This window comes from Mycobacterium sp. (assembly GCF_965229265.1).
Taxonomy (GTDB): Bacteria; Actinomycetota; Actinomycetes; order Mycobacteriales; family Mycobacteriaceae; genus Mycobacterium.
In genome coordinates, this window is sequence record NZ_CBDDIY010000010.1 from 2,136,128 (window position 1) to 2,156,338 (window position 20,211).

A 20,211-nucleotide genomic window follows, 5' to 3' on the forward strand; every position below is an offset into this window, starting at 1 on the left:
CCGTGGAAACCCTTGGTGACCTTCGCTTTTCCCACCTGGTGGTCGGCGTGACCGACATGGATCGATCGCTGCAGTTCTACCGCGGGCTGCTCGGCATGGACGTGGTCTTCGACCAGTCCATGGCGGGTGCCCCCTTCGATCACGCGCTCGGCGGCGATGCCGGACACCAGGGCCGCGTCGTCGGAGGTCTGGTCGGCGGGGTCATGCTCGAGCTGCTGTCGCTGGGACCCGACAGCCGGCCGACCCGCCGGTCCGTCATCGGCAACCAGAACATCTCGCTGTCGGTTACCGACCTCGACGCCACGTACCGCCGAGTTCAGGAGGCCGGCTACCACCCCGACCAGGCGCCGTTCGAGATCGCCGGGGTGCGAATGTTCTTCGTCAAGGATCCCGACGGCACCGCCGTGGAGTTCATCGAATTCCCCGGTGCCGCACGAACACCGGAGGAGTTGCATCGTGGCCCCACACGGTGATCACACCTATTGGCACGCAAGATCGTTGGCCGGCTTGCGGGTGATCGTGACCGGCGCCGCACGCGGTGTAGGCAAGGGCATCACCGCGGCACTGCTCGAACGCGGCGCGGCAGTGCTGCTGGTCGACCGAGATCAGGCGGTGACCGATGTGGCCGCGGCGTTCGACGCCGACGAACGCGCCACTGCCCTGGTGGCCGACCTGTGTGACCGGTCCAGCTACCAGCGCATCATCGACCGGGCAGTCGAGGTGCTGGGCGGGCTCGACGCGCTGGTGAACAACGCGATCGCCACCAATGAGCCCAAGCTCTTCGGCGAGATCACCCAGGATGACTTCGACCTCGTCTTCGACACCGGGGCACGAGCCACGTTCTTTCTGATGCAGGCGGCCTATCCGATACTCAAGGCCGCCGGCGGCGGATCCATCGTGAACTTCGGATCCGGTAGCGGCACCGGCGGCCAGAAAACGTTTGGCGCTTACGCGGGAGCCAAGGAGGCGATCCGCGGCATCTCCAAAGTCGCCGCCCTGGAATGGGGCCGCGACAACATCCGGGTCAACGTGGTGTGCCCGTTCGCCAGCTCCGACGGCGTCGCGAACTGGAGTGCGGAGTTCCCCGATGTCTACGGCAAGATCGTGAAGGGTATTCCGTTGCGGCGCATCGGCGATACCCACTCCGACATCGGTGCGGTGGTGGCCTTCCTGGTCAGCGCCGACGCGTCCTACCTCACCGCACAGACCATCCACATCGACGGCGGGATGGGATCGTTCCGGTGAGCACCCCGCCCGCCGAGCGGCCGCCGACTCTGCGTGACCGGCAGCGGGCCCAGGTGCGCGCCGACATCCATGCGGCTGCCTACCGCCTCTTCGCGGCTCGGGGATTCGCCAACGTCACCACCGAGGACATCGCGGCCGAGGCCTCGGTGTCGCCCCGGACGTTCTTTCGCCACGTGGCAGCCAAGGAGGACCTGCTGCTGGGCGCGGTCCAGCGCGGAAACGCCGCGATCGCAGCACTGTTGGCACGGCGACCGGCCGACGAAGCACCCGAGGCGGCGCTGAGCGCCGCGATCGTAAGCCGGGTCGGTTCGTTCGACGACGCCGAGCTGCAGACGTGGCGGGCGGCGATGCTGACCGCTCCCGAGTTGCTCGACCGCGCCACGCTGCTGGCCGCGGCCGACCGCTCCCGGCTGGTCGAGCTGGTCGCCACCCGGATGGGGGTGGATCCCGCCGAGGACAACCGGCCGGGACTGCTGGTCCAGTTGTCCTTTGCCGCTGCTGATTTCGCCTTTGCGCAGTGGATCCGCGATTCGCGACGCCGGGCACTGGCCGCCGATGTCGCCGAGGCACTGGCCGTCGTCGCCCACCCGCGCTGGAGCGGCTAACGGAGCCCCGCCAGCGACGCCCAGAACGGGCACTGGTGGCGGGCGCTGAAATCGGTGGTGATCGAGAGCTTTCCGGTCTGCAGCGACATCCGCTCGGCGGTGCTCGGGTCGGTACCGAGCTGGGGCCAGGCGGGCTCCCCCACCACGTCGGGCGCGCCGGTCTTCACGAACTGGCTCCAGTAGGCGATCATCTGGTCGGAGAGCCGGCGCTGCGCCGGATCGAGCGGGGGCGCGCCGCCGACGTCGAAGAGGTATCGCAACTCCAGCGAATGGCTGGCCCCCACCGGGAACGGCGCCAGTCGCAGCGGATCGGGGGCCGGCGCGGTCCGGTCGTTGAATTCGTAGGCGTACACCGGCCCGGTGTGCGCCAGGCCGGAGGCGACTCGGTCTGCCGGGCAGGCGAATACGCTGTCGGTGACCGCAGCGGAGTAGGCCAGGCCGACGCTGCCGCCGAACCGCTCGACGGGATAGCGCTGGGCCACCGCGGCCGCGTGGGCGCCGAAGGCAGCGGCGAGCAGCTCCCGGTACGGACGTAGTCGACGTTCCTTGAGGTACTGGATCGCGGCGAACATCGCGAACTCGTCACCGTTGCTGCCGATCAGCACCGGTATGCGGGGCAGCTGGTTCCCGGCGAACGCGGTCATCGGGTCGACCGGCAGCCGGGCGGTTCCGGTGACGGGCCCGGTCAGTTCGTCCGGACCGAAGCCGACGTAGAACGGCGGCCGTTGCATAGCGCGGGCCGGCAGCGCCCGCAGACACGCCGCGACCGTCGCGGGATCGGTGCAGCCGACACCCACCGCATATTCGGAGCTGACCCGCTCGGCGGTGGGCCGGGCGGCCTGGGCCTGACAGGGCCCACTCTGCAGGATCGCAGCGCGGAACAGGCCCGCCGATTCCGGCGCGACGAGGTGATCACACACCGACATCGCACCGGCGGATTCACCGGCAATGGTCACTTTGGTTGGGTCGCCACCGAATTCGGCGACGTTGTCGCGCACCCACCGCAGCGCGGCCTGCTGGTCGGCCAGGCCGTAGTTGCCGATATCGCGGCCGGGGCTCAACGCCGGGTGCGCCAGGAAGCCCAGCGTCCCCAGCCGGTAGTTGACCGTGACGACGACGATGCGCCCCTGCGTCGCCATCCACCGCGCGTCGTAGATGTCGGCGCTGCCGTTGAGGAATCCGCCGCCGTGGATCCACACCAGAACTGGCAGCCGGTTCGACGGGGTGGCACCGTCGGGCGTCCAGACGTTGAGATTGAGGCAGTCCTCGCCGGTGGGCCGGCCGTAGTCGGGGTCGTTGCGGATGTCCTGGGGGCAGCGCAGGCCGGGCTTGGTGGCGTCGCGCACCCCTGGCCACGGCGCGGCAGACTGTGGGGGCTGCCACCGCAACGGCCCCACCGGCGGCGCCGCATACGGGATGCCGTCGAAAGCCCGGTATCCCGGGGCGGCGACGCCGCGAACCGCGCCGCCGGTGGTGTGCACCACGGCCGGCTGGGGCGCGAACGTGGCGGCCTGCGCAGGTTCAGATGTGCCATCACCCCGGGCGCAGCCGGCGACCAACAACAGTGTTACCAGGACCGCAACGGCCGCCCGGATTCGACGAGACACACGGGACGGCACAGGAACCGAGGGTACGCGGAAGCCGGGGCAGGGACTTCCGACCCCAATCGCCCGAAATGCCTTCCGCTCTGGGTGGCGATCACCCACACTACTAACCTGACACCCGTCAAGTTTTGGATCAGTGAGCTGAGGAGACCCTGTATGACCACCCGGATCATGGACCCCGCTGCCCGTGTTCTGGCCGACCCGCAGGCCTACACCGACGAGAAGCGGCTCCACGAAGCGCTGGCTCACCTACGCGCCCATGCTCCGGTTTCCTGGGTCGAGGTCGACGACTACCGGCCGTTCTGGGCGATCACCAAGCACGCCGACATCATGGATATCGAGCGGCAGAACGACCTGTTCACGAACTATCCCCGCCCGCTGCTGGCCATCACCGAGGCCGACGACAAGCTGCTGCGCGACCTCGAGGCCGGCACCGGGTTGCGCACCCTGATCCACATGGACGACCCGCACCACCGCGATGTGCGCAAGGTCGGCGCGGACTGGTTTCGGCCCAAGGTGCTCAAAGCACTCAAGGCCCGCTGCGACGAGCTCGCCAAGATCTGGGTCGACAAGATGGCCGAGAAGGGCCCCGAACTCGACTTCATGACCGAGATCGCGGTCAACTACCCGCTCTACATCATCCTGACCATGCTCGGCCTGCCGGACTCCGACTTCCCGCGCATGCTCAAGCTCACCCAGGAGATGTTCGGCGGCAACGACGAGGAGTTCCAGCGCGGCGGCGACGTCGACGACATGCTCGCGGTACTGATGGACTTCTTCAACTACTTCTCGGCACTGACGGCCTCACGCCGCGCGAATCCCACCGAGGACCTCGCCTCGGCGATCGCCAACGCCAAGATCAACGGCGAGCCACTGTCGGACATGGACACCCTGTCCTACTACGTGATCGTGGCCAGCGCCGGACACGACACCACCAGCGCCGGCATCGCCGGTGGCCTGCGGGCGCTGCTCGAGCACCCCGACCAGCTGGCCCGGTTGCAAAACGACATGTCGCTGATGGGCACCGCGGTCGAGGAGATGATCCGCTGGGTGGTGCCCGTCAAGGAGTTCATGCGCACCGCGCAGGAGGACACCGAAGTACGCGGCGTGAAGATTGCCAAGGGCGAAGCCGTTCACCTGACCTACGTTTCGGGCAACCGCGACGAAGAGGTGTTCGCCAACGCCGACAAATTCGATGTCGGCCGCGACCCGAACAAGCACCTGTCGTTCGGCTACGGCGTCCATTTCTGCCTGGGCGCCTCGCTGGCCCGGATGGAGATGAACAGCTTCTTCACCGAACTGATCCCGCGGATCAAATCCATCGAACTGGCCGGCGAGCCCGAATTGATGGCCACCACCTTCGTCGGCGGCCTCAAGCACCTGCCGATTCGGGTCGAACTGAGGTGATCGCGGCCGCGGGCTTGCGGTGTACGGCCAGGAAGCCGTCCACCGCGGCTCGCGCGCAGTCGCGGTAGTCGAAGTCGGCCAGGGTGCTGATCCGGCCGGCGACCACCGGGCCGATCAACAGCATCATGGCCTGGGCACGGTCCACCTCGACGAGTTCGGCCTGCGCGTCCGGGCTGTCGAAGATCGCATCGAACGGTGCGCCGTACTGTTGGGCGACCCGTTCGCGGAGCGTACGCACCTCCGGACTCTCGGCGCCGTCCGCCGTACCAGGCAACCGCTCCATGTCCGGGCCCAGCGCCAGCCAGTAGGTAGCCGTCAACAGCACCGGCGTCTCGGCGATCAGATCGGCCTGCGCCTGGACCAGCGCCACCAGGCGGTCCCGCAGCGAACCGGACTCAGGTGGCATCGGCGCCGGGGGGATGAGGCTGTGGAACGCCGCCGCCAGCAGGTCGTTGCCGCTGGGGAAATGCCGATACAGAGTCGCGCGCGCGACGTTCGCCCCACGTGTGACCGCATCGACGGTGACCGCGCTGGGACCGCCCGACCTCAGCAATGCTGTTGCCGCGTCCAGCAGCCGGGCGCGTGACCGCGCAGGTCGCGGATCGCTGCGTCGGCCCGTCATACCCCAGCCCTTCCGTCAGGTTCCTCGGATGCCGCACCCGGCTGGACACCCTGATCCGGCCCGACCAGGGTACCGACCGCCATCCTGGCCGCGTCTCGCCCGGCGGCCGAACGGCTAGCCGATGAACTCCGCGGCACGATGAGCGATCATCGCGATGGTGGCGTGTGGACCACGCCCGGGGATCCGGGGCAGCACCGAACCATCCACCACCCACAGCCCGTCGATCCCCCGCACCCGGCAGTGCGGGTCGACGACGGCCAGCTCGTCGCCGTCGCCGCCCATCGGGGCGGTGCCGCACAGATGCTGCGACGTCGACCACATCGGTTCACCGAGTTCGGTTGTGCTACTGAGCAATTCCGTGGCCATCCGCCAACCCCGGCGCAACTGCGCCACGTCGTCGGCGATGCTGTCGTAGCGGTGTTCGATGTGTGGCGGCACCTGGGGATCCGCCGACAGCAGCGCCACCCTGCCGTGGGAGCGGGGCCGCATCAGGGCCACCCCCAGATGCGGCCAGTCCGGACGGCCGGCCGTCCCGTCCCCGACCATCGCGATGAAACCGCCTGTGTACGGCCGGATCTCCAGCCCGCCGGTCACCAGGACCACCTCGAGCACCGGACGCTGGGCCGCGACACTCCACGTCGTCGGGATCACCCACTCGGGGTGATCGGACGTCCGCTGCCCCACCGGCAGGTTCGCCAGCACCGGGACGCCTGCGCTGCGCAGCGCCGCCGCCGGCCCGATGCCGGAGAGCATCAGCAGGTGCGCCGAACCGACGGCGCCCGCCGAGAGCACGACACGGTCGGCGGTCAGGGTCACCGGCCCGCCCGGCCCGATCGCCTCGACGCCGACGGCACGGTTACCCGCGATGAGCACCCGCAGCGCCCGGGTCCGGGGCAGCACGCTCAGGTTGGGCCGGGGCATGGCGGGCTCCAGGAAGGCCGCGCCGGGGCCGACCCGAACACCGTCGACGATGTTCAACGGCACCGCACCGACGCCGGGCGGCGCGTTGTCACCGATCGGCTCGGCGTTGAGGTCCGGGAGCCAGGGCAGGCCCGCCGCACGTGCGGCGGCAACGAAAGCCGCTGTGCTGCCGACGAGTTCGTGTGTGCGCCGGATTGTGATCGGCCCGCCGTCAGCCTGCTCGGGGAAGTCGAGGTCGGTTTGGATGGCCCGGTAATGCGGTAGCACCTCCGACCAGGACCAGCCCGGCACCGCGGGCTCGTCGAAGTCCGCGGGCAGGGCGCGGCAGAAGTAACCACCGTTGACCGCCCCGGAGCCACCCACGGTCGCGCCCCGCACGATCTCGGCGGGCCGGGGTGGGTCGTCGGTCAGCCGGGTGCGGTAGCGCTGAACCAATGGGCTGGCGGCCCCGATCGGTAGCTGGAGCCCGTTGCTGGTGAACCCGCGAACCCCCGGCGCGGCCGGACCAGGTCCGGCCTCCAGGACGGTGACGCGACGGGCCGGATCGGCGCAGAGACGTTCGGCCAGAACGGATCCGGCGCTACCGGCGCCCACGATCAGAACGTCGCTGTGGTGGGTGTCCTCGGCCACCAGATCAGGTTTTGATCTGCGGTTTGAGCGGCCGCAGCGTGCGCTCCCGGATCACACCCGTCCACAACCCGGCCCCGTAGGCCAGGTCATCGAGGCGTTTGAGCAGCAGATAGGCCAGCAGGCCGATCGGTTTGCCCTCGGCGTCGGTGTTGCGGTTGCGGCTGATCCAGTCCTGCACGCCGTCGACCACAGCGGCCACCAGCACCGCCTGGCGACAGCGCGGGGAGACCAGCGCGGCCACCAGGGCCAGCGGCCAGTAGTGCCGGCATATCGCCGAGGACAGCTGGAGTGCGGCCGCACCGATACCGCGCAGCGCCAGGACCGCCACCTCGGCGATGCCGGCGTCGGTGTTCTGCATGGCCTTGGCCGTCCGCCGGGTGGTGACCCCGGCGAACACCAGCGACGCCAGGTAACCCGAGACCGACCCCAGCGCCATCAGCAACCACACCAGCAGGCTCAAGGCCGAGATGACCACCGGGGCCGTCTTGTCCGGGTGCCGGATCGACAGGGGGGCGGCCGAGCTTCCGTAGAAGGCCTTGCGGCCCAGCCACGCCCGCATCTGGGTGCGGTGCTCGTGGGCGACCAGCGCGATGGGCTCATAGCGCAGCCGGGACCCCGATTCGATGAGCCGCCAGCACAGGTCGACGTCCTCACCGGCAGACAGCGTCTCGTCGAAGCCGCCCATCTCGAGCAGCGTGGATCGCCGGCAGATGATCGCCGCGCTGGGCACATAGGACACCGGCCCGTAGGGCACGACGGGTGCCTCCTGCTCGCCCAGGTCCAACGACGAGCGCACCGCCTCGTAGCGGGCCACCAGTTGATCGCTGTGGCCCAACCCGACGATGCGGGGGGCGACCAGCGCCACCGCCGGGTCGCAGAAGTGGCCGAGCAAGGCCTCCAGCCAGCCGCGCCGCGGGACGACATCGGAGTCCAGGAACGCGACGTAATCGGTGCCGCATGCCCGCAGTCCGGTGTTGCGGGCCGCCGCGGGGCCCTTGCTGCGCGAGTGCCGCAGCACCTCGACCTCACAGCGGGCACCGGCGAAGTCACCCGGCTGCACCGGGGTGCTCGAGCCGTCGTCGACCACCACGACGCGCATGCCGCGCAAGGACATCACCAGCCGATAGAGCCCAAAAGGGTTGTCGCGCACCGGTATGACCACGGTGACATCACGGTGCGACGGACCGCCGGCCGGGCGCGGATGCGCGACGGTCGCGTCCAACAGGGTGCGGGCCAGCTGGGCGCTCACGGCGTCGCGGACCTCGAGGCGCCCGCCGTCCAGCAATGTCTGGGCCGACGGCGCCAGCCGCAGCAGCCGCGTCGGGGAACCGCCGAGCAGGGCCGAGCCGGCTCCCAATGTGCGAACCCGGCGGTCGACCTGCACGGCGAAGCCGTCGGGTAACCGGGGTTGCGTCATGTCAGCATCCCGTCATCGGCCGGTGCCCACCGGTCGATCCGTCGCCAACACTCATCGACCATCTGCTCGAAGATCCGCGCACCCTCCACCGGAGTCGCCGTCGTCGGATCGCCCAACACGCCCACCTCACTTACCGCGGCCACCCCCCCGTGCCGCATCTGCGGCAAAAGGGTAGCCAGCGGCGCACGATTACCGCTACACCAGGCATCGGTGTGCACCTCTGCCGGTGAGATATGCAGCAATACCGACGTTTCCGTGTGACCGGCGTGCGCGTCGCCGCCCGCGGCCAGGCACGGGCACCAGGTGGCATCGCGGCCTTCGACCCGAAGCCGGACCACCGCAGCGCGCAGCGCCTCGAGATTGCCACCGTGCCCGTTGACGAAGACGATCCGCCCGGCCCAGCCGCATGCGGAGCGGCCGTACTCGAGCAGCACGGTGGTCAGCGCCTCGGTGCCGATGGAGACCGTCCCGGGGAAGCCCTCGTGCTCACCGGAGGCGCCGTAGGCGATGGCGGGGGCCAGCAGGTACTGATCGTGATCGGGCCGGTTCAGCTCATCGGCGGCGGCACGGGCCACTGCCGTCGCGATCCGGGTGTCGGTGTCCAACGGCAGATGCGGACCGTGCTGCTCGGTTGAACCGACCGGGATCAAGATCGTCGGCGCGGTATCGCGGAGCTGCCTCGACGTCTTTGCGCCCAACTCGCTCCGGAAAGCCACGCGCCGATGGTAGGCCGAATTCACCTGCCGTGCGCCAATTGTTCGAGGAGTAGACGGATTTCTTTCGCATTCGGGACGAGCCGACCCGTCCGCGGGTTTACCGCCGTCCCGTCAGTCACGCCAGCCCCACGGGACCGCGGGGGTGCGGGTCAGTGCGCCCCGCCGCCGGGCACGCCGAGCGCGCGGGTGAAGCCGTCCGGCATGAGGACATCCTCGGGTGTCAGGTCGTGGATCGATGCCTTCCCCAGACCGCGCAGCACCGAGTCGATACCGCCGCTCATGATGTCCAGGACGTTCTCGACACCCGTCTGCCCAGCCGCGGCCAGGCCCCACAGATAGGCCCGCCCGAGCATCACCGCGCGGGCGCCCAGCGCCACCGCCTTGGCCACGTCACTGCCCCGGCGCACACCGCCGTCGAGCAACACCTCGATCTGGTCGCCGACGGCCTCCGCGATCGCCGGCAGCGCCCGGATCGAGGCCGGGGTGCCGTCCAGGTTATTGCCGCCGTGATTGGACACCGAGATTGCCGAAACACCCGCGTCGACAGCACGTTTCGCGTCGTCGACGCGCATCACACCCTTGAGCATGAACGGCCCGCCCCACAGCTCACGCAGCCAGGCGATGTCCTCCCAGGTGGGCGGTGGGGTGCCCATCCACTCGCCGTAGGCGTTGAAGAACGGCGGACCGGCCTCGCCCGGCCCGGCCTGGTTGGGCACGCTCAGCGTCGGTGGACGCAGGGTCTTGGCCCATTCCAGGAACCAGCGCGGTCGCGCCAGGCCCTCCGGCATCATCTTCACCGTGGTGAGCAGGTCCATCCGCTCGGGGATCTTCGGGCTGCCCCAGTCCCGGCCGTGCGCGAAGCTCCAGTCGGTGGTGACGATCAGGCCCGCCGCGCCGGCCGCCCGGGCCCGCTCGGCGCGAGCGGCGATCGCGTCCCGGCCGCCCAGCCAGTAGATCTGGAAGAAGGTCTTGGGGTTGGCGGCGACGACCTCTTCGATCGGCTTGCTGGCGAACGAGGACAGTCCCATCGCGGTGCCGCGGGCGGCGGCTGCGCGGGCGACCGCGACCTCGCCGTCGGGGTGTACGGCCTGCACACCGGTCGGGGAGATGATCACCGGGAGCGAGATCTCCTGGCCCATGACCGTTGTTGCCAGGTCCCGCTTTTCGCAGGCGCCGATGACGTGCGGGGCGAACCCGAGCTCACCGAAGGCCTCGACATTGTCCGAGACGGTCAGGCCCTTCTCGCTGCCCGCAATCAGGGCCAGGTAGACCGATTTGGGCAGCCGTTTCTTGGCGCGCTGCTGCGCGATCGAGACGGTTTCGAACCAGATGTCACGTGCCATGACTAGATCGGACTTTCGTTGCAGGGCTTGGCCGGCGGCCGGGTGGACAGGGTCAGCATGATCGGCTTGCCGCGGGAGTGGTCGGCGCTGGGCCGGGGCTTGTCACGTTCGAGGGCCAGGGCGGGTGTCCCATACCCCTCGACACACTCCGGGTCGGGGCCGTCGAGCGGAAGTCCGGTGAAGAACTTCGCGGCCATGCAGCCGCCCCGGCAGGCGTCGTAGTGCCCGCAGCTGCCGCAGGCGCCGGCCGACTGCGGCTCACGCAGCTCACGGAACAGCGGTGCGTTCTTCCAGACGTTGTCGAAACCGTTGTCGCGGGCGATGTTTCCGGCCAGGAATCGGTCGTGGATCGCAAACGGGCAGGCGTAGACGTCACCAACCGGGTCGATGAGGCAGACCACCCGGCCCGCGCCGCACATGTTCAGACCGGCCAGCGCACCGGGTGCGCCGAGCCCGGATAGGTGGAAGAACGAGTCACCGGTCAGCACTCCTTCCCCCTTGGCGACCAGCCAGTTGTAGAGGGTCACCTGCTGTTCGGGCGTCGGATGCAGCTCGTCCCACACGTCGGCGCCGCGTCCGGAGGGGCGCAGGCGGGTGATGCGCAGGGTGGCGCCGTAGCGGTCGGCTAGCGCCTTGAAGTCATCGAGCTGGTCGACATTGTGCCGGGTGACGACCACCGAGATCTTCGGCCTTCTGCCTCGCTCCTCCTCCGTCTCGTACCTCGACGGCATCGTCGACTCGGCGGCGTCCGCGAAGCCGGCCGCGGCCAGGTTCTCCAGCGCGCGCACCGCCATCTCGAACGAGCCTTCGCCGCGGACCGCGTCGTTGACCTCGGCGGTGGCCCCGTCGAGTGAGATCTGCACGTCGACGTAGTCACTGGCGGCCAGCCGGGCCGCCACCTCCGGGGTGATCCGCAGCCCGTTGGTGGAGAACTTGACCCCTACGTGGTGGGCGGTGGCGTAGTCCACCAGCTCCCAGAAGTCCGGGCGCACGGTGGGCTCGCCGCCGCCGATGTTGACGTAGAAGACCTGCATGCGCTCGAGCTCGTCGATGATCGCTTTGCACTGGTCGGTCGACAGCTCGCGGGGATCGCGCTTGCCCGAGGACGACAGGCAATGCACGCAGGCCAGGTTGCAGGCGTAGGTCAGTTCCCAGGTCAGGCAGATCGGGGCCTGGAGGCCACGCTCGAACTGCTCGATCAGCCGGGGTACCGGTGCCACCGAAGTCATTGGGAATCCTTGCAGATCAACATGTTCGAGGTCACCAGCACGCCGAGGGCGTGCAGATAGGGCGCCTCGTCGGGCTCGTCGACCCCCGCGGACCGCAGTGCGGAACGCACGTCGGGGTGGTCGGACAGTGAGTTCACCACGGCCAGGATCGTCCGGTTCTTGAGGAACGACAGCTTCCGGGTGCCGAAGTGGTACAGCAGCGCGCCGAACGGCTCTGGGCGCACCGCCACCTGTGGATGCAGACGCCAGCTGAGTGCCGGGTCGAATCCCGACCCGGCCACAGCTGGATCGCCCACAGTGTGGGCGGGCACGGTCAGTAGACCCCGCACATCCCGTCGATGGAGACCTCTTCGACCAGCGTCTCGGTCACCAGCTCGGTTTCGGTCTCGGCTGCGTGGCTCGGCTCCATGAAAAGCACCCTTTCGTTGCCTAGGTTCTCGACAATTGTGATCGAGATCGCAAGAATATGGCATCGAGTGCCGAAAAGGAAGAGGTGGGTCGATGACGAATGGTCCGACCGCTGTACCGGGGCCGCGGGTGGGCCGGCGCCGATCCACCACCCAAGACCACATCACCGACGTCGCGCTGGACCTGTTTGCGACCTATGGTTTCGGTTCGGTCAGCGTCGACGACGTCGCCCAGGCCTCCGGTATCGCCCGCCGCACCCTGTTCCGCTACTACTCGTCGAAGAACGCGATCCCGTGGGGGGACTTCGACACCCACCTCCAGCATTTCCGCGACCTGCTCGACCGGGCCGACCCGCACACCCCGATGAGCGCGGCGCTGCGGTCAGCGCTGTTGGCGTTCAACACCTTTGACGAGTCCGAAACCGAACGGCACCGCCAGCGGATGCGGGTGATCCTGCAGACTGCCGAACTGCAGGCGTACTCGATGACCATGTATGCCGGCTGGCGCGGGGTCGTGGCGGACTTCGTGGCGACGCGCAGCGGTTTCGGAGCCGGCGACCTGGTGCCCCAATCGGTGGGCTGGCTCATGCTCGGGGTCGCGCTCTCGGCCTACGAGTACTGGCTGGCCAACGACGCGGTGTCCCTGCCGCAAGCCCTCGGCAACGCCTTCGACGCCGTCGCGCACGGGATCGACGGTGTGGGCGGCCGCGGAGAAGATTCCTGACCGTGCGGTGACGGCGTCGACTGTGCGCCTGTGGCGGGATTTCGTCGACTCCGACGCCCTGGTTACACAGTCAACGCCGCGCTTACACAGTCGACGCCGCGCTTACACAGTCGATGGCGTCGAGACTCAGCCCAGCACCTCGGCGATCGGCGCGCCCGCGGCGATCTTGGCGCGCGTCTTCATCACCTTGCCGGGCATGCCGCCGCCGACCACACCGGCCACCACGCCGTCACGCTCATAGAACGCCAGGAACTTGCGGCCGTCGTCCTCGACGATGTGCACGATGTCGGTGGCCTCGGGCTCACCGAGGCACTGGATTTTGACGTCGTACTGATCGCTCCAGAAATAGGGCACCACGACGACCGACGGCGGCTCCTGTCCGAGGATCGCCGGGACGATCACCCGGGCCTGCTCGGCGACGTTGCTCCAATGTTCCACCCGCGCTTGATGGCCCGTGGCATCACGCCACGACGCGACATCGCCGAGCGCCCACACGCCTGGCGCGCTGGTGCGGCCGGCTTCATCGCAGACCACTCCGTTATCGACCTCGACGCCGCTGCCGTCCAGCCATTCGGTGGCCGGGCGCGACCCGATGCCGACCACCACCAGGTCGGCGGCCAGCTCGCTGCCGTCGGAGAGCACGACGGCGCTCACCCGGCCGCCATCGCCGCGGACCTCGGCCACCCCGACGCCGGTGCGCACGTCGACGCCCTCGGCGCGGTGCAGCCGGGTCACCAGATTGCCGACCTGCTCGCCGAGCACCGAGGCCAGCGGCGCCGGCTGCGGCTCCACCAGCACCACGTCGACCCCGAGCTTGCGCAGGCTGGCGGCGACCTCACAGCCGATGAAGCCGGCGCCGATGATCACCGCACGCCGGGCCGAGGCCGCGTGGGCGCGCAGCGCCAGCGCCTCGTCGAAGTTGCGCAGCACCCGGATGCCGTCGAGATCGGGGAAGGACGGAATGCGCTTGGGCACCAAGCCCGTCGCGATGATCAGCTCGTCATAGCCCACGACCGAGCCGTCGGCGAGGGTCACCGTACGCGCGGCAGTGTCCAGCGATCGTGCCGCGTTGCCCAGGCGCACGGTGATGTCGTTCTCGGCATAGAACTCGGCGGGCTTGAGGGCCACGTCGTCCAGGTCGGCGTGCAGCACGTCCTTCGACAGCGGCGGACGGTCGTAGGGCAGGTGCGTCTCGTCACTGATCAGAGTGATCGGGCCGGTGTATCCCGACTTGCGCAGCTGCTCGGCAGACCGGGCCGCGGCCAGGCCGCCGCCGACGATGACGATCCCATGTTCGCTCACGTGGTGTTCTTACACGATTGGCGCCGGAAAGTGGCGCCCAGCCCGCCCTTACCGGCCGGGTTCATGCCGGCGAACGGTCGATCAGGTTGGACAGCACCACGATGCTCTCGCTGCGCTCGATGTCGGCACTGGACCGGATCCGCTCCAAGGCTGCTTCAAGATGGCGCATGTCACGAGCCAGGACATGCAGGATCGCATCCGATGTGCCGGTGACGGTGGCGGCGCTGATCACCTCCGGGATGTCAATCCAGGCCTGGCGCAATTGATCTGGTGCGATCGTGCCGTGGCAGTACACCTGGACGTAGGCCTCGGTGTTCCAGCCGAGCGCGCTGCGGTCGATGACGGTGGTGAAGCCGCGGATGACCCCGCTATCGATCATGCGGTCCACCCGGCGCTTGACCGCGGGGGCCGACAGGTTCACCCGGGCTCCGATCTCGGCGAACGTGGCGCGCGCATGCTCGGCCAGCTCAGCCAGAATCCGCTCGTCGGTGTCGTCCAGCCGGTCCATTCGGCAACCCTTCCGGTCGCGGCGCAACAAATCACCGCTATGCTAGCTGTGACGCAAGAAATCGACCATAGACACGCAATGACTGTCGATTGTTTGCGTGCAGACTGCCCCATATCGTTGATTCATGACGATATCCCCCGATGTCGCCGCACCGTCGACGACGACACCGCGCGCCCAGCGACTTCGCCACTACGCCATGACCCCGCCGACCTACTTCACCGTCGAGTACGCGATCAACCCGTGGATGGACACCACCACCCCGGTCGACGTCGAACTCGCCGTCGCGCAGTGGGAGAACCTGCGCGACACCTACCGCCGGCTCGGCCACTCCGTCGACCTCGTCGACCCGGTGCCGGGCCTGCCCGACATGGTCTACGCCGCCAACGCGGGATTGATCATCAACGGCTGCGCGATCGTCGCCCGGTTCAAACACGCCGAACGCCACGGTGAGTCGGCCGCCTACGCCGCCTGGATGGACCAGCGCGGCCACCAACCGGTGCACACCAGCCACGTCAACGAAGGACAGGGTGATCTCCTGGTCGTCGGCGCAACGATTCTGGCGGGCACCGGTTTTCGCACCCACCACCACGCGCACGCCGAGGTGGCCGCGATCACCGGAATGCCGGTGATCTCACTCGAGCTCGTCGACCCACGCTTCTACCACCTCGACACGGCGCTGACCGTGCTCGACGACACCACCATCGCCTACTACCCCCCGGCCTTCACCGAGGACGCGCAATCCCGGCTGCGCGAGCTCTTCCCCACCGCCATCGAGGTCTCCAGCACCGATGCCTATGTCCTGGGCCTCAACGCGGTGTCCGACGGCAAGCATGTCGTTCATCCCGCCCAGGCAACCGGTTTCGCCGAGCAACTACACCAAGCGGGCTTCGACCCCATCGGTGTCGACCTCTCCGAACTGCTCAAGGGCGGCGGCTCGGTCAAATGCTGCACACTGGAGGTGTTTTCATGACGATTGCCGACGCCATGACGAGTGCAACGGCCGACGCCATCGCCCTGGACAACGCCTATGTGGCGCACAACTATTCACCGCTGCCGGTGGTGGCGACCAGCGCCAGGGGCGTATGGATCACCGATGTCGAAGGTCGCCGCTACCTCGACTGCCTGGCCGCCTACTCGGCGGTCAACTTCGGCCACCATAACGACGAGATCGTCGCCGCCGCCCACCGTCAGCTCGATGAGCTGACCCTGGTGAGCCGGGCGTTTCACTCCGACCAACTCGGCCCGTTCTGTGCCGCACTGGCCGGGCTGTGCGGCAAAGACATGGTGTTGCCGATGAACAGCGGCGCCGAGGCCGTGGAAAGCGGTCTCAAGGTAGCCCGCAAGTGGGGCGCCGACATCAAGGGCGTCCCCGAGGGCATGGCCAACATCATCGTCGCCGACAACAACTTCCATGGCCGCACCATCAGCATCGTCAGCTTCTCCTCCGATCCCAGCGCGCGCGGCGGGTTCGGTCCCTTCACCCCGGGATTCCGCTCGGTGCCCTTCGGTGACGTCGACGCCGTCACGGCCGCCATCGACGAGCACACCGTCGCGGTGCTGGTCGAACCGATCCAGGGCGAGGCCGGGATCATCGTGCCGCCCGACGACTACCTGCCGCGACTGCGCCAGGTGTGCACCGAGCAGAACGTGCTGCTGATCGCCGACGAAATCCAATCCGGCCTGGCCCGCACCGGGCACACCTTCGCCTGTGACCACTGGGCGGTGGTGCCCGACATCTACCTGCTCGGCAAGGCCCTCGGCGGCGGCGTGGTTCCGTTGTCGGCGGTGGTGGCCAACCGAGACGTGCTCGGGGTGCTCAACCCCGGCGAACACGGTTCGACCTTCGGCGGTAACCCGCTCGCCGCGGCCATCGGCTCGACCGTGGTCGACATCCTCAGCCGGGGTGAATTCCAGTCCCGCTCAGCCGAACTCGGCCTACACCTGCATTCCCGACTGCGTTCGCTGATCGGCCGCGGCGTCCTGGCGGTACGCGGCATGGGATTGTGGGCCGGCGTCGACATCGACCCCCGTCTTGGCAGCGGCAAAAAGCTCAGCCTGGCGCTGGCCGAGCGGGGTGTGCTGGTCAAGGACACCCACGGCTCGACGCTGCGGTTTGCTCCCCCACTGGTGATCACCGCCGAGGAGATCGACTGGGCTGTTGACCAGTTCGCGAGCGTATTAGCCGAGGCGGGCTCATAATCGGCTAAATCTTCGCCACCTAGGAGGCGCACATGTCGGCCCCGCCGATCAACCTGACCGAGCAGATGCTGCGACGACGGCCCGTCCTCGGCGCCCCGGTCGCACACGGCGCCTCCAACAACCTCAAGCGGAGTATCGGCACCTTCCAGCTGACGATGTTCGGCGTCGGCGCCACCGTGGGTACCGGTATTTTCTTCGTGCTCTCCGAGGCGGTTCCAGAAGCCGGGCCCGGCGTCGTCGTGTCCTTCCTGATCGCCGGGATCGCGGCGGGTCTGGCGGCGTTGTGCTACGCCGAACTGGCCTCGGCGGTTCCGGTGTCCGGCTCGACCTACTCCTACGCCTACACCACCCTGGGCGAGGTGGTGGCCATGGGCGTAGCCGCCTGCCTGCTGCTCGAATACGGGGTGTCCACCGCGGCCGTCGCCGTCGGCTGGAGTCAGTACGTCAACAAGCTGCTGGACAACTTCTTCGGACACCATTTGCCCCAAGCAATTTCAGCGGCGCCCTGGGACACCGCGCCCGGCGTCGTCAACCTTCCCGCGGTGGTCCTGGTCGTCATGTGCGCGCTGCTGCTGATCCGGGGAGCCAGCGAGTCGGCCACCGTCAACACCGTGATGGTGCTGATCAAGCTCGGGGTGCTGGTCATGTTCGCGGTGATCGCGTTCACCGCCTTCGATATCGACCGCTTCGCCGATTTCGCCCCGCTGGGCGTCGCCGGGATCGGCTCGGCCGCCGGGACGATCTTCTTCTCCTACATCGGCCTGGACGCCGTGTCCACCGCGGGCGACGAGGTCAAGAACCCGCAGAAGACCATGCCACGGGCCATCCTCGCCGCGCTGGTGACCGTCACCTCGGTCTACATCCTGGTTACCGTGGCAGCCCTCGGCGCACAGAGCTGGACCGAATTCGAGGGACAGGAAGCGGGCCTGGCCACCATCCTCGACACCGTCACCGACGGCCACTACTGGGGCACCGTGCTGGCAGCCGGCGCGGTGATCTCGATCTTCTCGGTGACCCTGGTGACCCTGTACGGCCAGACCCGGATCCTGTTCGCCATGGGCCGCGACGGATTGCTGCCGTCGATGTTCGCCCAAGTCAACACCCGCAGCATGACCCCGGTGAACAACACCGTCATCGTGGCGATCGTGGTGAGCATCCTCGCCGGCGTCGTGCCGCTGAACTACCTAGCCGACATGGTGTCGATCGGCACCCTGGTCGCCTTCATCGTCGTCTCGGTCGGTGTGGTCATCCTGCGGGTCCGCGAACCCGATCTGCCGCGCGGCTTCCGGGTGCCGGGCTATCCGGTGACCCCGGTGCTGTCGGTGCTGGCCTGCGCCTACATCCTGTTCAGCCTGCACTGGTACACCTGGATCGCGTTCTCCGGCTGGGTCGCAGTGGTGCTGGTGTTCTACTTCGTCTGGGGACGGCACCACAGTGCACTCAACGGCGGTGGCGACGGCGTGATCGCCAGTGCCGGAATCGAAGACGTCGAGGTCATCACCCCGCCCCGGGACGCATCATGACGGTGGTAGTCGGGTACCTGGCCGGTAAGAGTGGCACCGCCCCCCTGCATCTGGCGGTCGGCGCGGCGCGGACCATGCGCACGTCCCTGACCGTGGCGACGATCGTGCCCAAACCGTGGACCACACCGTCGCCGGCCCGCATCGACGCCGAATACGCCGCGTGGGCCGATCAGTTGGCCGCTGATTCGGCCGCCGAGGCACGGCGCTACCTGGCGAACCTCTCCGACGACCTCACCATCAACTATCACAGCCACGCACACCGTTCGGTGTCCGGCGGGCTCGTCGAGGTGGTCGAGGAACTCGAAGCAGAGCTGCTGGTGCTGGGCTCCTCCTCCAACGGCCAGCTCGGTCAGGTGGTGGTGGGGTCCACAGCCGACCGGATGCTGCACTCGTCGCCGGTACCGGTGGCGATCGCCCCGCGGGGCTACCGGGGCGCCCGCTCGGGCAGGCTCACCCGGATCACCTGCGCCTTCCCCGGCACGCCGGAGGGGGTGCACGTCGTCAAGCGAGTCGCCGACCTGGCCACGCAGTTCGACGTGCCGCTGCGGGTGATCACCTTCGCGGTGCGGGGCCGCACGATGTACCCGCCGGAAGTCGGCCTGCACGCCGAGGATTCGATCCTGGCTGCGTGGGCAACCCAGGCCCGCGAGCTGCTGGCGCAGATGCGCAACGATGGCGTGGTAGGCGAAGACACCGTGCTGCAGGTGGTCAGCGGCAACGGGTGGGATCAGGCGCTCGATGCCGCCGAGTGGGAGGACGGCGAGGTCCTGGCGCTGGGCACCTCACCGCGCGGCGAAGTCGCCCGGGTATTCCTCGGCTCGCGCGGTTCGAAGATCATGCGGCACAGTCCCGTTCCGGTCCTGGTGTTGCCGGGCTGAGCCGATCGCCAGCGCCGACGTAGCCGCTAGTACTTCATCACGCCGCGGTCGACGCTGATCTGCGAACCGGACAACGTCGCGGAGTTATCGCCGGCCAGCCACACCACGACGTCGGCGACCTCCTCGACGCTCATGAAGTCGGAGCGCTTGCCGGTCGCGCTCTGACCGGTCGGCAGGAACGGCATCGGCGCGAACCCATGGAGATAGCTCGGATGCGCGGCGAAAACCCCCATCATGGCGTCGTTTTCGGTCATCGGGGTGGCCACCGAGTACGGATGGATGGAGTTGACCCGGATTCCGTACTCACCAGCTTCCAGCGCAAGGGAGTTCGTCAGCGCGGTCAGACCGTGCTTGGACGCGGCGTAGTGGCTGTTTCCGGGCGTGGCTTTCAACCCCGCCGACGAGCTCACCACGATGATCGAGCCGCCGTTGCCCGCCTCGATCATCGCCGGGACGACGGCGCGCAGGGTGCGCCACGTGCCGGTGAGATTGGTGTCGATGACGGTGTTCCATTGATCATCGGTGAGTTCCCACAGCCGGCCCCAGGACAGCACACCAGCGTTGGCGACCAGCACGTCGAGCCGCCCGAACTGCTCGACACCGTCGGCGACCAGCTGGCGCAGTGCGGCGTCGTCGCGGACGTCGACCTCGCGGGCCAGGACCTTGCGGCCCTGCTCCTCCACCAACCGCACTGTCTCCGCCAGCTCCTCGGAGGTGGCTCCGGGATAAGGGACAGTGTCGCTGACGGTGGCGCAGATGTCGGAGATGATGACGTCGGCACCCTCCTGGGCCAGGCGCACCGCGTGCGCCCGCCCCTGGCCGCGGGCGGCCCCAGTCACGAATGCCACTCGTCCGTCAAGCGTCCCCGACGATGCTCCCATTGACCACTCCTGTACTCGTCCTCAGGCCGCCGACGGCCCGCATCGTCGTC

21 protein-coding genes are annotated in these 20,211 nt (G+C 68.6%); 9 read left to right on the forward strand and 12 right to left on the reverse strand.

The window, feature by feature from the left end; genetic code table 11:
* Positions 1-2: 2 nt before the first annotated feature.
* The 3 genes from ADBZ9K_RS11935 to ADBZ9K_RS11945 are packed head-to-tail and all read left to right on the forward strand — an operon-like array spanning position 3 to position 1,850.
* Positions 3-473 (forward strand): VOC family protein, encoded by a 471-nt coding sequence (locus tag ADBZ9K_RS11935; RefSeq protein WP_526620489.1) that lies wholly within the window; start codon positions 3-5, stop codon positions 471-473.
* A complete protein-coding gene (locus ADBZ9K_RS11940) occupies positions 457-1,245 on the forward strand; it encodes an SDR family NAD(P)-dependent oxidoreductase (protein WP_526620491.1) in 789 nt (262 codons plus the stop codon). The genes ADBZ9K_RS11935 and ADBZ9K_RS11940 overlap by 17 nt, the downstream gene beginning before the upstream one ends.
* Positions 1,242-1,850 (forward strand): TetR family transcriptional regulator, encoded by a 609-nt coding sequence (locus tag ADBZ9K_RS11945; protein WP_526620493.1) that lies wholly within the window; start codon positions 1,242-1,244, stop codon positions 1,848-1,850. Before ADBZ9K_RS11940 ends, ADBZ9K_RS11945 begins: the two co-directional genes overlap by 4 nt.
* On the opposite strand, the gene ADBZ9K_RS11950 is transcribed toward ADBZ9K_RS11945, so the two are convergent.
* Entirely contained in the window at positions 1,847-3,469 is a 1,623-nt protein-coding gene (locus ADBZ9K_RS11950; RefSeq protein WP_526620494.1) for a carboxylesterase/lipase family protein, read from the reverse strand. The genes ADBZ9K_RS11945 and ADBZ9K_RS11950 overlap by 4 nt on opposite strands.
* A 141-nt stretch (positions 3,470-3,610) precedes the next feature.
* Here ADBZ9K_RS11950 and ADBZ9K_RS11955 point away from each other — a divergent pair, with 141 nt between their 5' ends.
* Positions 3,611-4,861 (forward strand): cytochrome P450, encoded by a 1,251-nt coding sequence (locus tag ADBZ9K_RS11955; RefSeq protein WP_526620496.1) that lies wholly within the window; start codon positions 3,611-3,613, stop codon positions 4,859-4,861.
* On the opposite strand, the gene ADBZ9K_RS11960 is transcribed toward ADBZ9K_RS11955, so the two are convergent.
* The 8 genes from ADBZ9K_RS11960 to mftA form a co-directional block, all read right to left on the reverse strand.
* Positions 4,827-5,483 carry a TetR/AcrR family transcriptional regulator gene (locus ADBZ9K_RS11960; protein WP_526620497.1) on the reverse strand — a complete coding sequence of 219 codons (657 nt, stop codon included), beginning with the start codon at positions 5,481-5,483 and terminating at the stop codon, positions 4,827-4,829. The two genes, ADBZ9K_RS11955 and ADBZ9K_RS11960, sit on opposite strands and share 35 nt — an antisense overlap.
* Before the next feature lie 114 nt (positions 5,484-5,597).
* A complete protein-coding gene (gene mftG / locus ADBZ9K_RS11965) occupies positions 5,598-7,034 on the reverse strand; it encodes a mycofactocin dehydrogenase MftG (protein ID WP_526620498.1) in 1,437 nt (478 codons plus the stop codon).
* Positions 7,035-7,038: 4 nt separating this feature from the next.
* Positions 7,039-8,451 carry a mycofactocin biosynthesis glycosyltransferase MftF gene (mftF, locus tag ADBZ9K_RS11970; protein WP_526620500.1) on the reverse strand — a complete coding sequence of 471 codons (1,413 nt, stop codon included), beginning with the start codon at positions 8,449-8,451 and terminating at the stop codon, positions 7,039-7,041.
* Complete coding sequence (mftE, locus tag ADBZ9K_RS11975) at positions 8,448-9,191, reverse strand: mycofactocin biosynthesis peptidyl-dipeptidase MftE (protein WP_526620502.1); 744 nt, start codon at positions 9,189-9,191, stop codon at positions 8,448-8,450. Before mftE ends, mftF begins: the two co-directional genes overlap by 4 nt.
* Positions 9,192-9,316: 125 nt before the next feature.
* Positions 9,317-10,510, reverse strand: a complete 1,194-nt coding sequence (gene mftD / locus ADBZ9K_RS11980) for a pre-mycofactocin synthase MftD (protein WP_526620504.1) — start codon at positions 10,508-10,510, stop codon at positions 9,317-9,319.
* A gap of 2 nt (positions 10,511-10,512) precedes the next feature.
* Positions 10,513-11,739, reverse strand: coding sequence for a mycofactocin radical SAM maturase (gene mftC / locus ADBZ9K_RS11985; protein WP_526620505.1), 1,227 nt, complete (start codon positions 11,737-11,739; stop codon positions 10,513-10,515).
* Entirely contained in the window at positions 11,736-12,068 is a 333-nt protein-coding gene (gene mftB, locus ADBZ9K_RS11990; RefSeq protein WP_526620506.1) for a mycofactocin biosynthesis chaperone MftB, read from the reverse strand. The genes mftC and mftB overlap by 4 nt, the downstream gene beginning before the upstream one ends.
* Positions 12,053-12,148, reverse strand: a complete 96-nt coding sequence (gene mftA, locus ADBZ9K_RS11995) for a mycofactocin precursor MftA (protein WP_135426842.1) — start codon at positions 12,146-12,148, stop codon at positions 12,053-12,055. The genes mftB and mftA overlap by 16 nt, the downstream gene beginning before the upstream one ends.
* Before the next feature lie 92 nt (positions 12,149-12,240).
* Between mftA and mftR the strand changes: the two genes are divergently transcribed.
* Positions 12,241-12,870, forward strand: coding sequence for a mycofactocin system transcriptional regulator MftR (gene mftR, locus ADBZ9K_RS12000; protein WP_526620509.1), 630 nt, complete (start codon positions 12,241-12,243; stop codon positions 12,868-12,870).
* A 126-nt stretch (positions 12,871-12,996) separates the two neighbouring features.
* Here mftR and ADBZ9K_RS12005 read toward each other — a convergent pair whose 3' ends face one another.
* Both ADBZ9K_RS12005 and ADBZ9K_RS12010 read right to left on the reverse strand, forming a co-directional pair.
* Entirely contained in the window at positions 12,997-14,172 is a 1,176-nt protein-coding gene (locus ADBZ9K_RS12005; RefSeq protein ID WP_526620511.1) for an NAD(P)/FAD-dependent oxidoreductase, read from the reverse strand.
* A 61-nt stretch (positions 14,173-14,233) separates the two neighbouring features.
* Positions 14,234-14,680: an Rv2324 family transcriptional regulator gene (locus ADBZ9K_RS12010; RefSeq protein WP_526620513.1), complete on the reverse strand. Its 447-nt coding sequence runs from the start codon at positions 14,678-14,680 to the stop codon at positions 14,234-14,236.
* 124 nt (positions 14,681-14,804) lie between these two features.
* On the opposite strand from ADBZ9K_RS12010, the gene ddaH reads away from it, so the two are divergent.
* From ddaH to ADBZ9K_RS12030, 4 genes are read left to right on the forward strand one after another with little or no spacing between them, the layout of a single operon-like run.
* Positions 14,805-15,650 carry a dimethylargininase gene (ddaH, locus tag ADBZ9K_RS12015; RefSeq protein WP_526620515.1) on the forward strand — a complete coding sequence of 282 codons (846 nt, stop codon included), beginning with the start codon at positions 14,805-14,807 and terminating at the stop codon, positions 15,648-15,650.
* Positions 15,647-16,879, forward strand: a complete 1,233-nt coding sequence (rocD, locus tag ADBZ9K_RS12020) for an ornithine--oxo-acid transaminase (protein WP_526620517.1) — start codon at positions 15,647-15,649, stop codon at positions 16,877-16,879. The genes ddaH and rocD overlap by 4 nt, the downstream gene beginning before the upstream one ends.
* 32 nt (positions 16,880-16,911) lie before the next feature.
* Positions 16,912-18,402, forward strand: a complete 1,491-nt coding sequence (locus tag ADBZ9K_RS12025) for an amino acid permease (protein ID WP_526620519.1) — start codon at positions 16,912-16,914, stop codon at positions 18,400-18,402.
* Positions 18,399-19,280 carry a universal stress protein gene (locus tag ADBZ9K_RS12030; RefSeq protein WP_526620521.1) on the forward strand — a complete coding sequence of 294 codons (882 nt, stop codon included), beginning with the start codon at positions 18,399-18,401 and terminating at the stop codon, positions 19,278-19,280. Before ADBZ9K_RS12025 ends, ADBZ9K_RS12030 begins: the two co-directional genes overlap by 4 nt.
* A 26-nt stretch (positions 19,281-19,306) precedes the next feature.
* Here ADBZ9K_RS12030 and ADBZ9K_RS12035 read toward each other — a convergent pair whose 3' ends face one another.
* A complete protein-coding gene (locus ADBZ9K_RS12035) occupies positions 19,307-20,161 on the reverse strand; it encodes a mycofactocin-coupled SDR family oxidoreductase (protein WP_526620523.1) in 855 nt (284 codons plus the stop codon).
* Positions 20,162-20,211 lie beyond the last annotated feature (50 nt).

Coding starts and splice junctions, on each gene's coding strand:
- ADBZ9K_RS11955 (WP_526620496.1), top strand. CDS start 3,611: ATGACCACCCGGATCATGGACCCCGCTGCCCGTGTTCTGGCCGACCCG.
- ADBZ9K_RS11960 (WP_526620497.1), bottom strand. CDS start 5,483: ATGACGGGCCGACGCAGCGATCCGCGACCTGCGCGGTCACGCGCCCGG.
- mftF (WP_526620500.1), bottom strand. CDS start 8,451: ATGACGCAACCCCGGTTACCCGACGGCTTCGCCGTGCAGGTCGACCGC.
- mftD (WP_526620504.1), bottom strand. CDS start 10,510: ATGGCACGTGACATCTGGTTCGAAACCGTCTCGATCGCGCAGCAGCGC.
- mftC (WP_526620505.1), bottom strand. CDS start 11,739: ATGACTTCGGTGGCACCGGTACCCCGGCTGATCGAGCAGTTCGAGCGT.
- mftA (WP_135426842.1), bottom strand. CDS start 12,148: ATGGAGCCGAGCCACGCAGCCGAGACCGAAACCGAGCTGGTGACCGAG.
- mftR (WP_526620509.1), top strand. CDS start 12,241: ATGACGAATGGTCCGACCGCTGTACCGGGGCCGCGGGTGGGCCGGCGC.
- ADBZ9K_RS12010 (WP_526620513.1), bottom strand. CDS start 14,680: ATGGACCGGCTGGACGACACCGACGAGCGGATTCTGGCTGAGCTGGCC.
- ddaH (WP_526620515.1), top strand. CDS start 14,805: ATGACGATATCCCCCGATGTCGCCGCACCGTCGACGACGACACCGCGC.
- rocD (WP_526620517.1), top strand. CDS start 15,647: ATGACGATTGCCGACGCCATGACGAGTGCAACGGCCGACGCCATCGCC.
- ADBZ9K_RS12025 (WP_526620519.1), top strand. CDS start 16,912: ATGTCGGCCCCGCCGATCAACCTGACCGAGCAGATGCTGCGACGACGG.
- ADBZ9K_RS12030 (WP_526620521.1), top strand. CDS start 18,399: ATGACGGTGGTAGTCGGGTACCTGGCCGGTAAGAGTGGCACCGCCCCC.
- ADBZ9K_RS12035 (WP_526620523.1), bottom strand. CDS start 20,161: ATGGGAGCATCGTCGGGGACGCTTGACGGACGAGTGGCATTCGTGACT.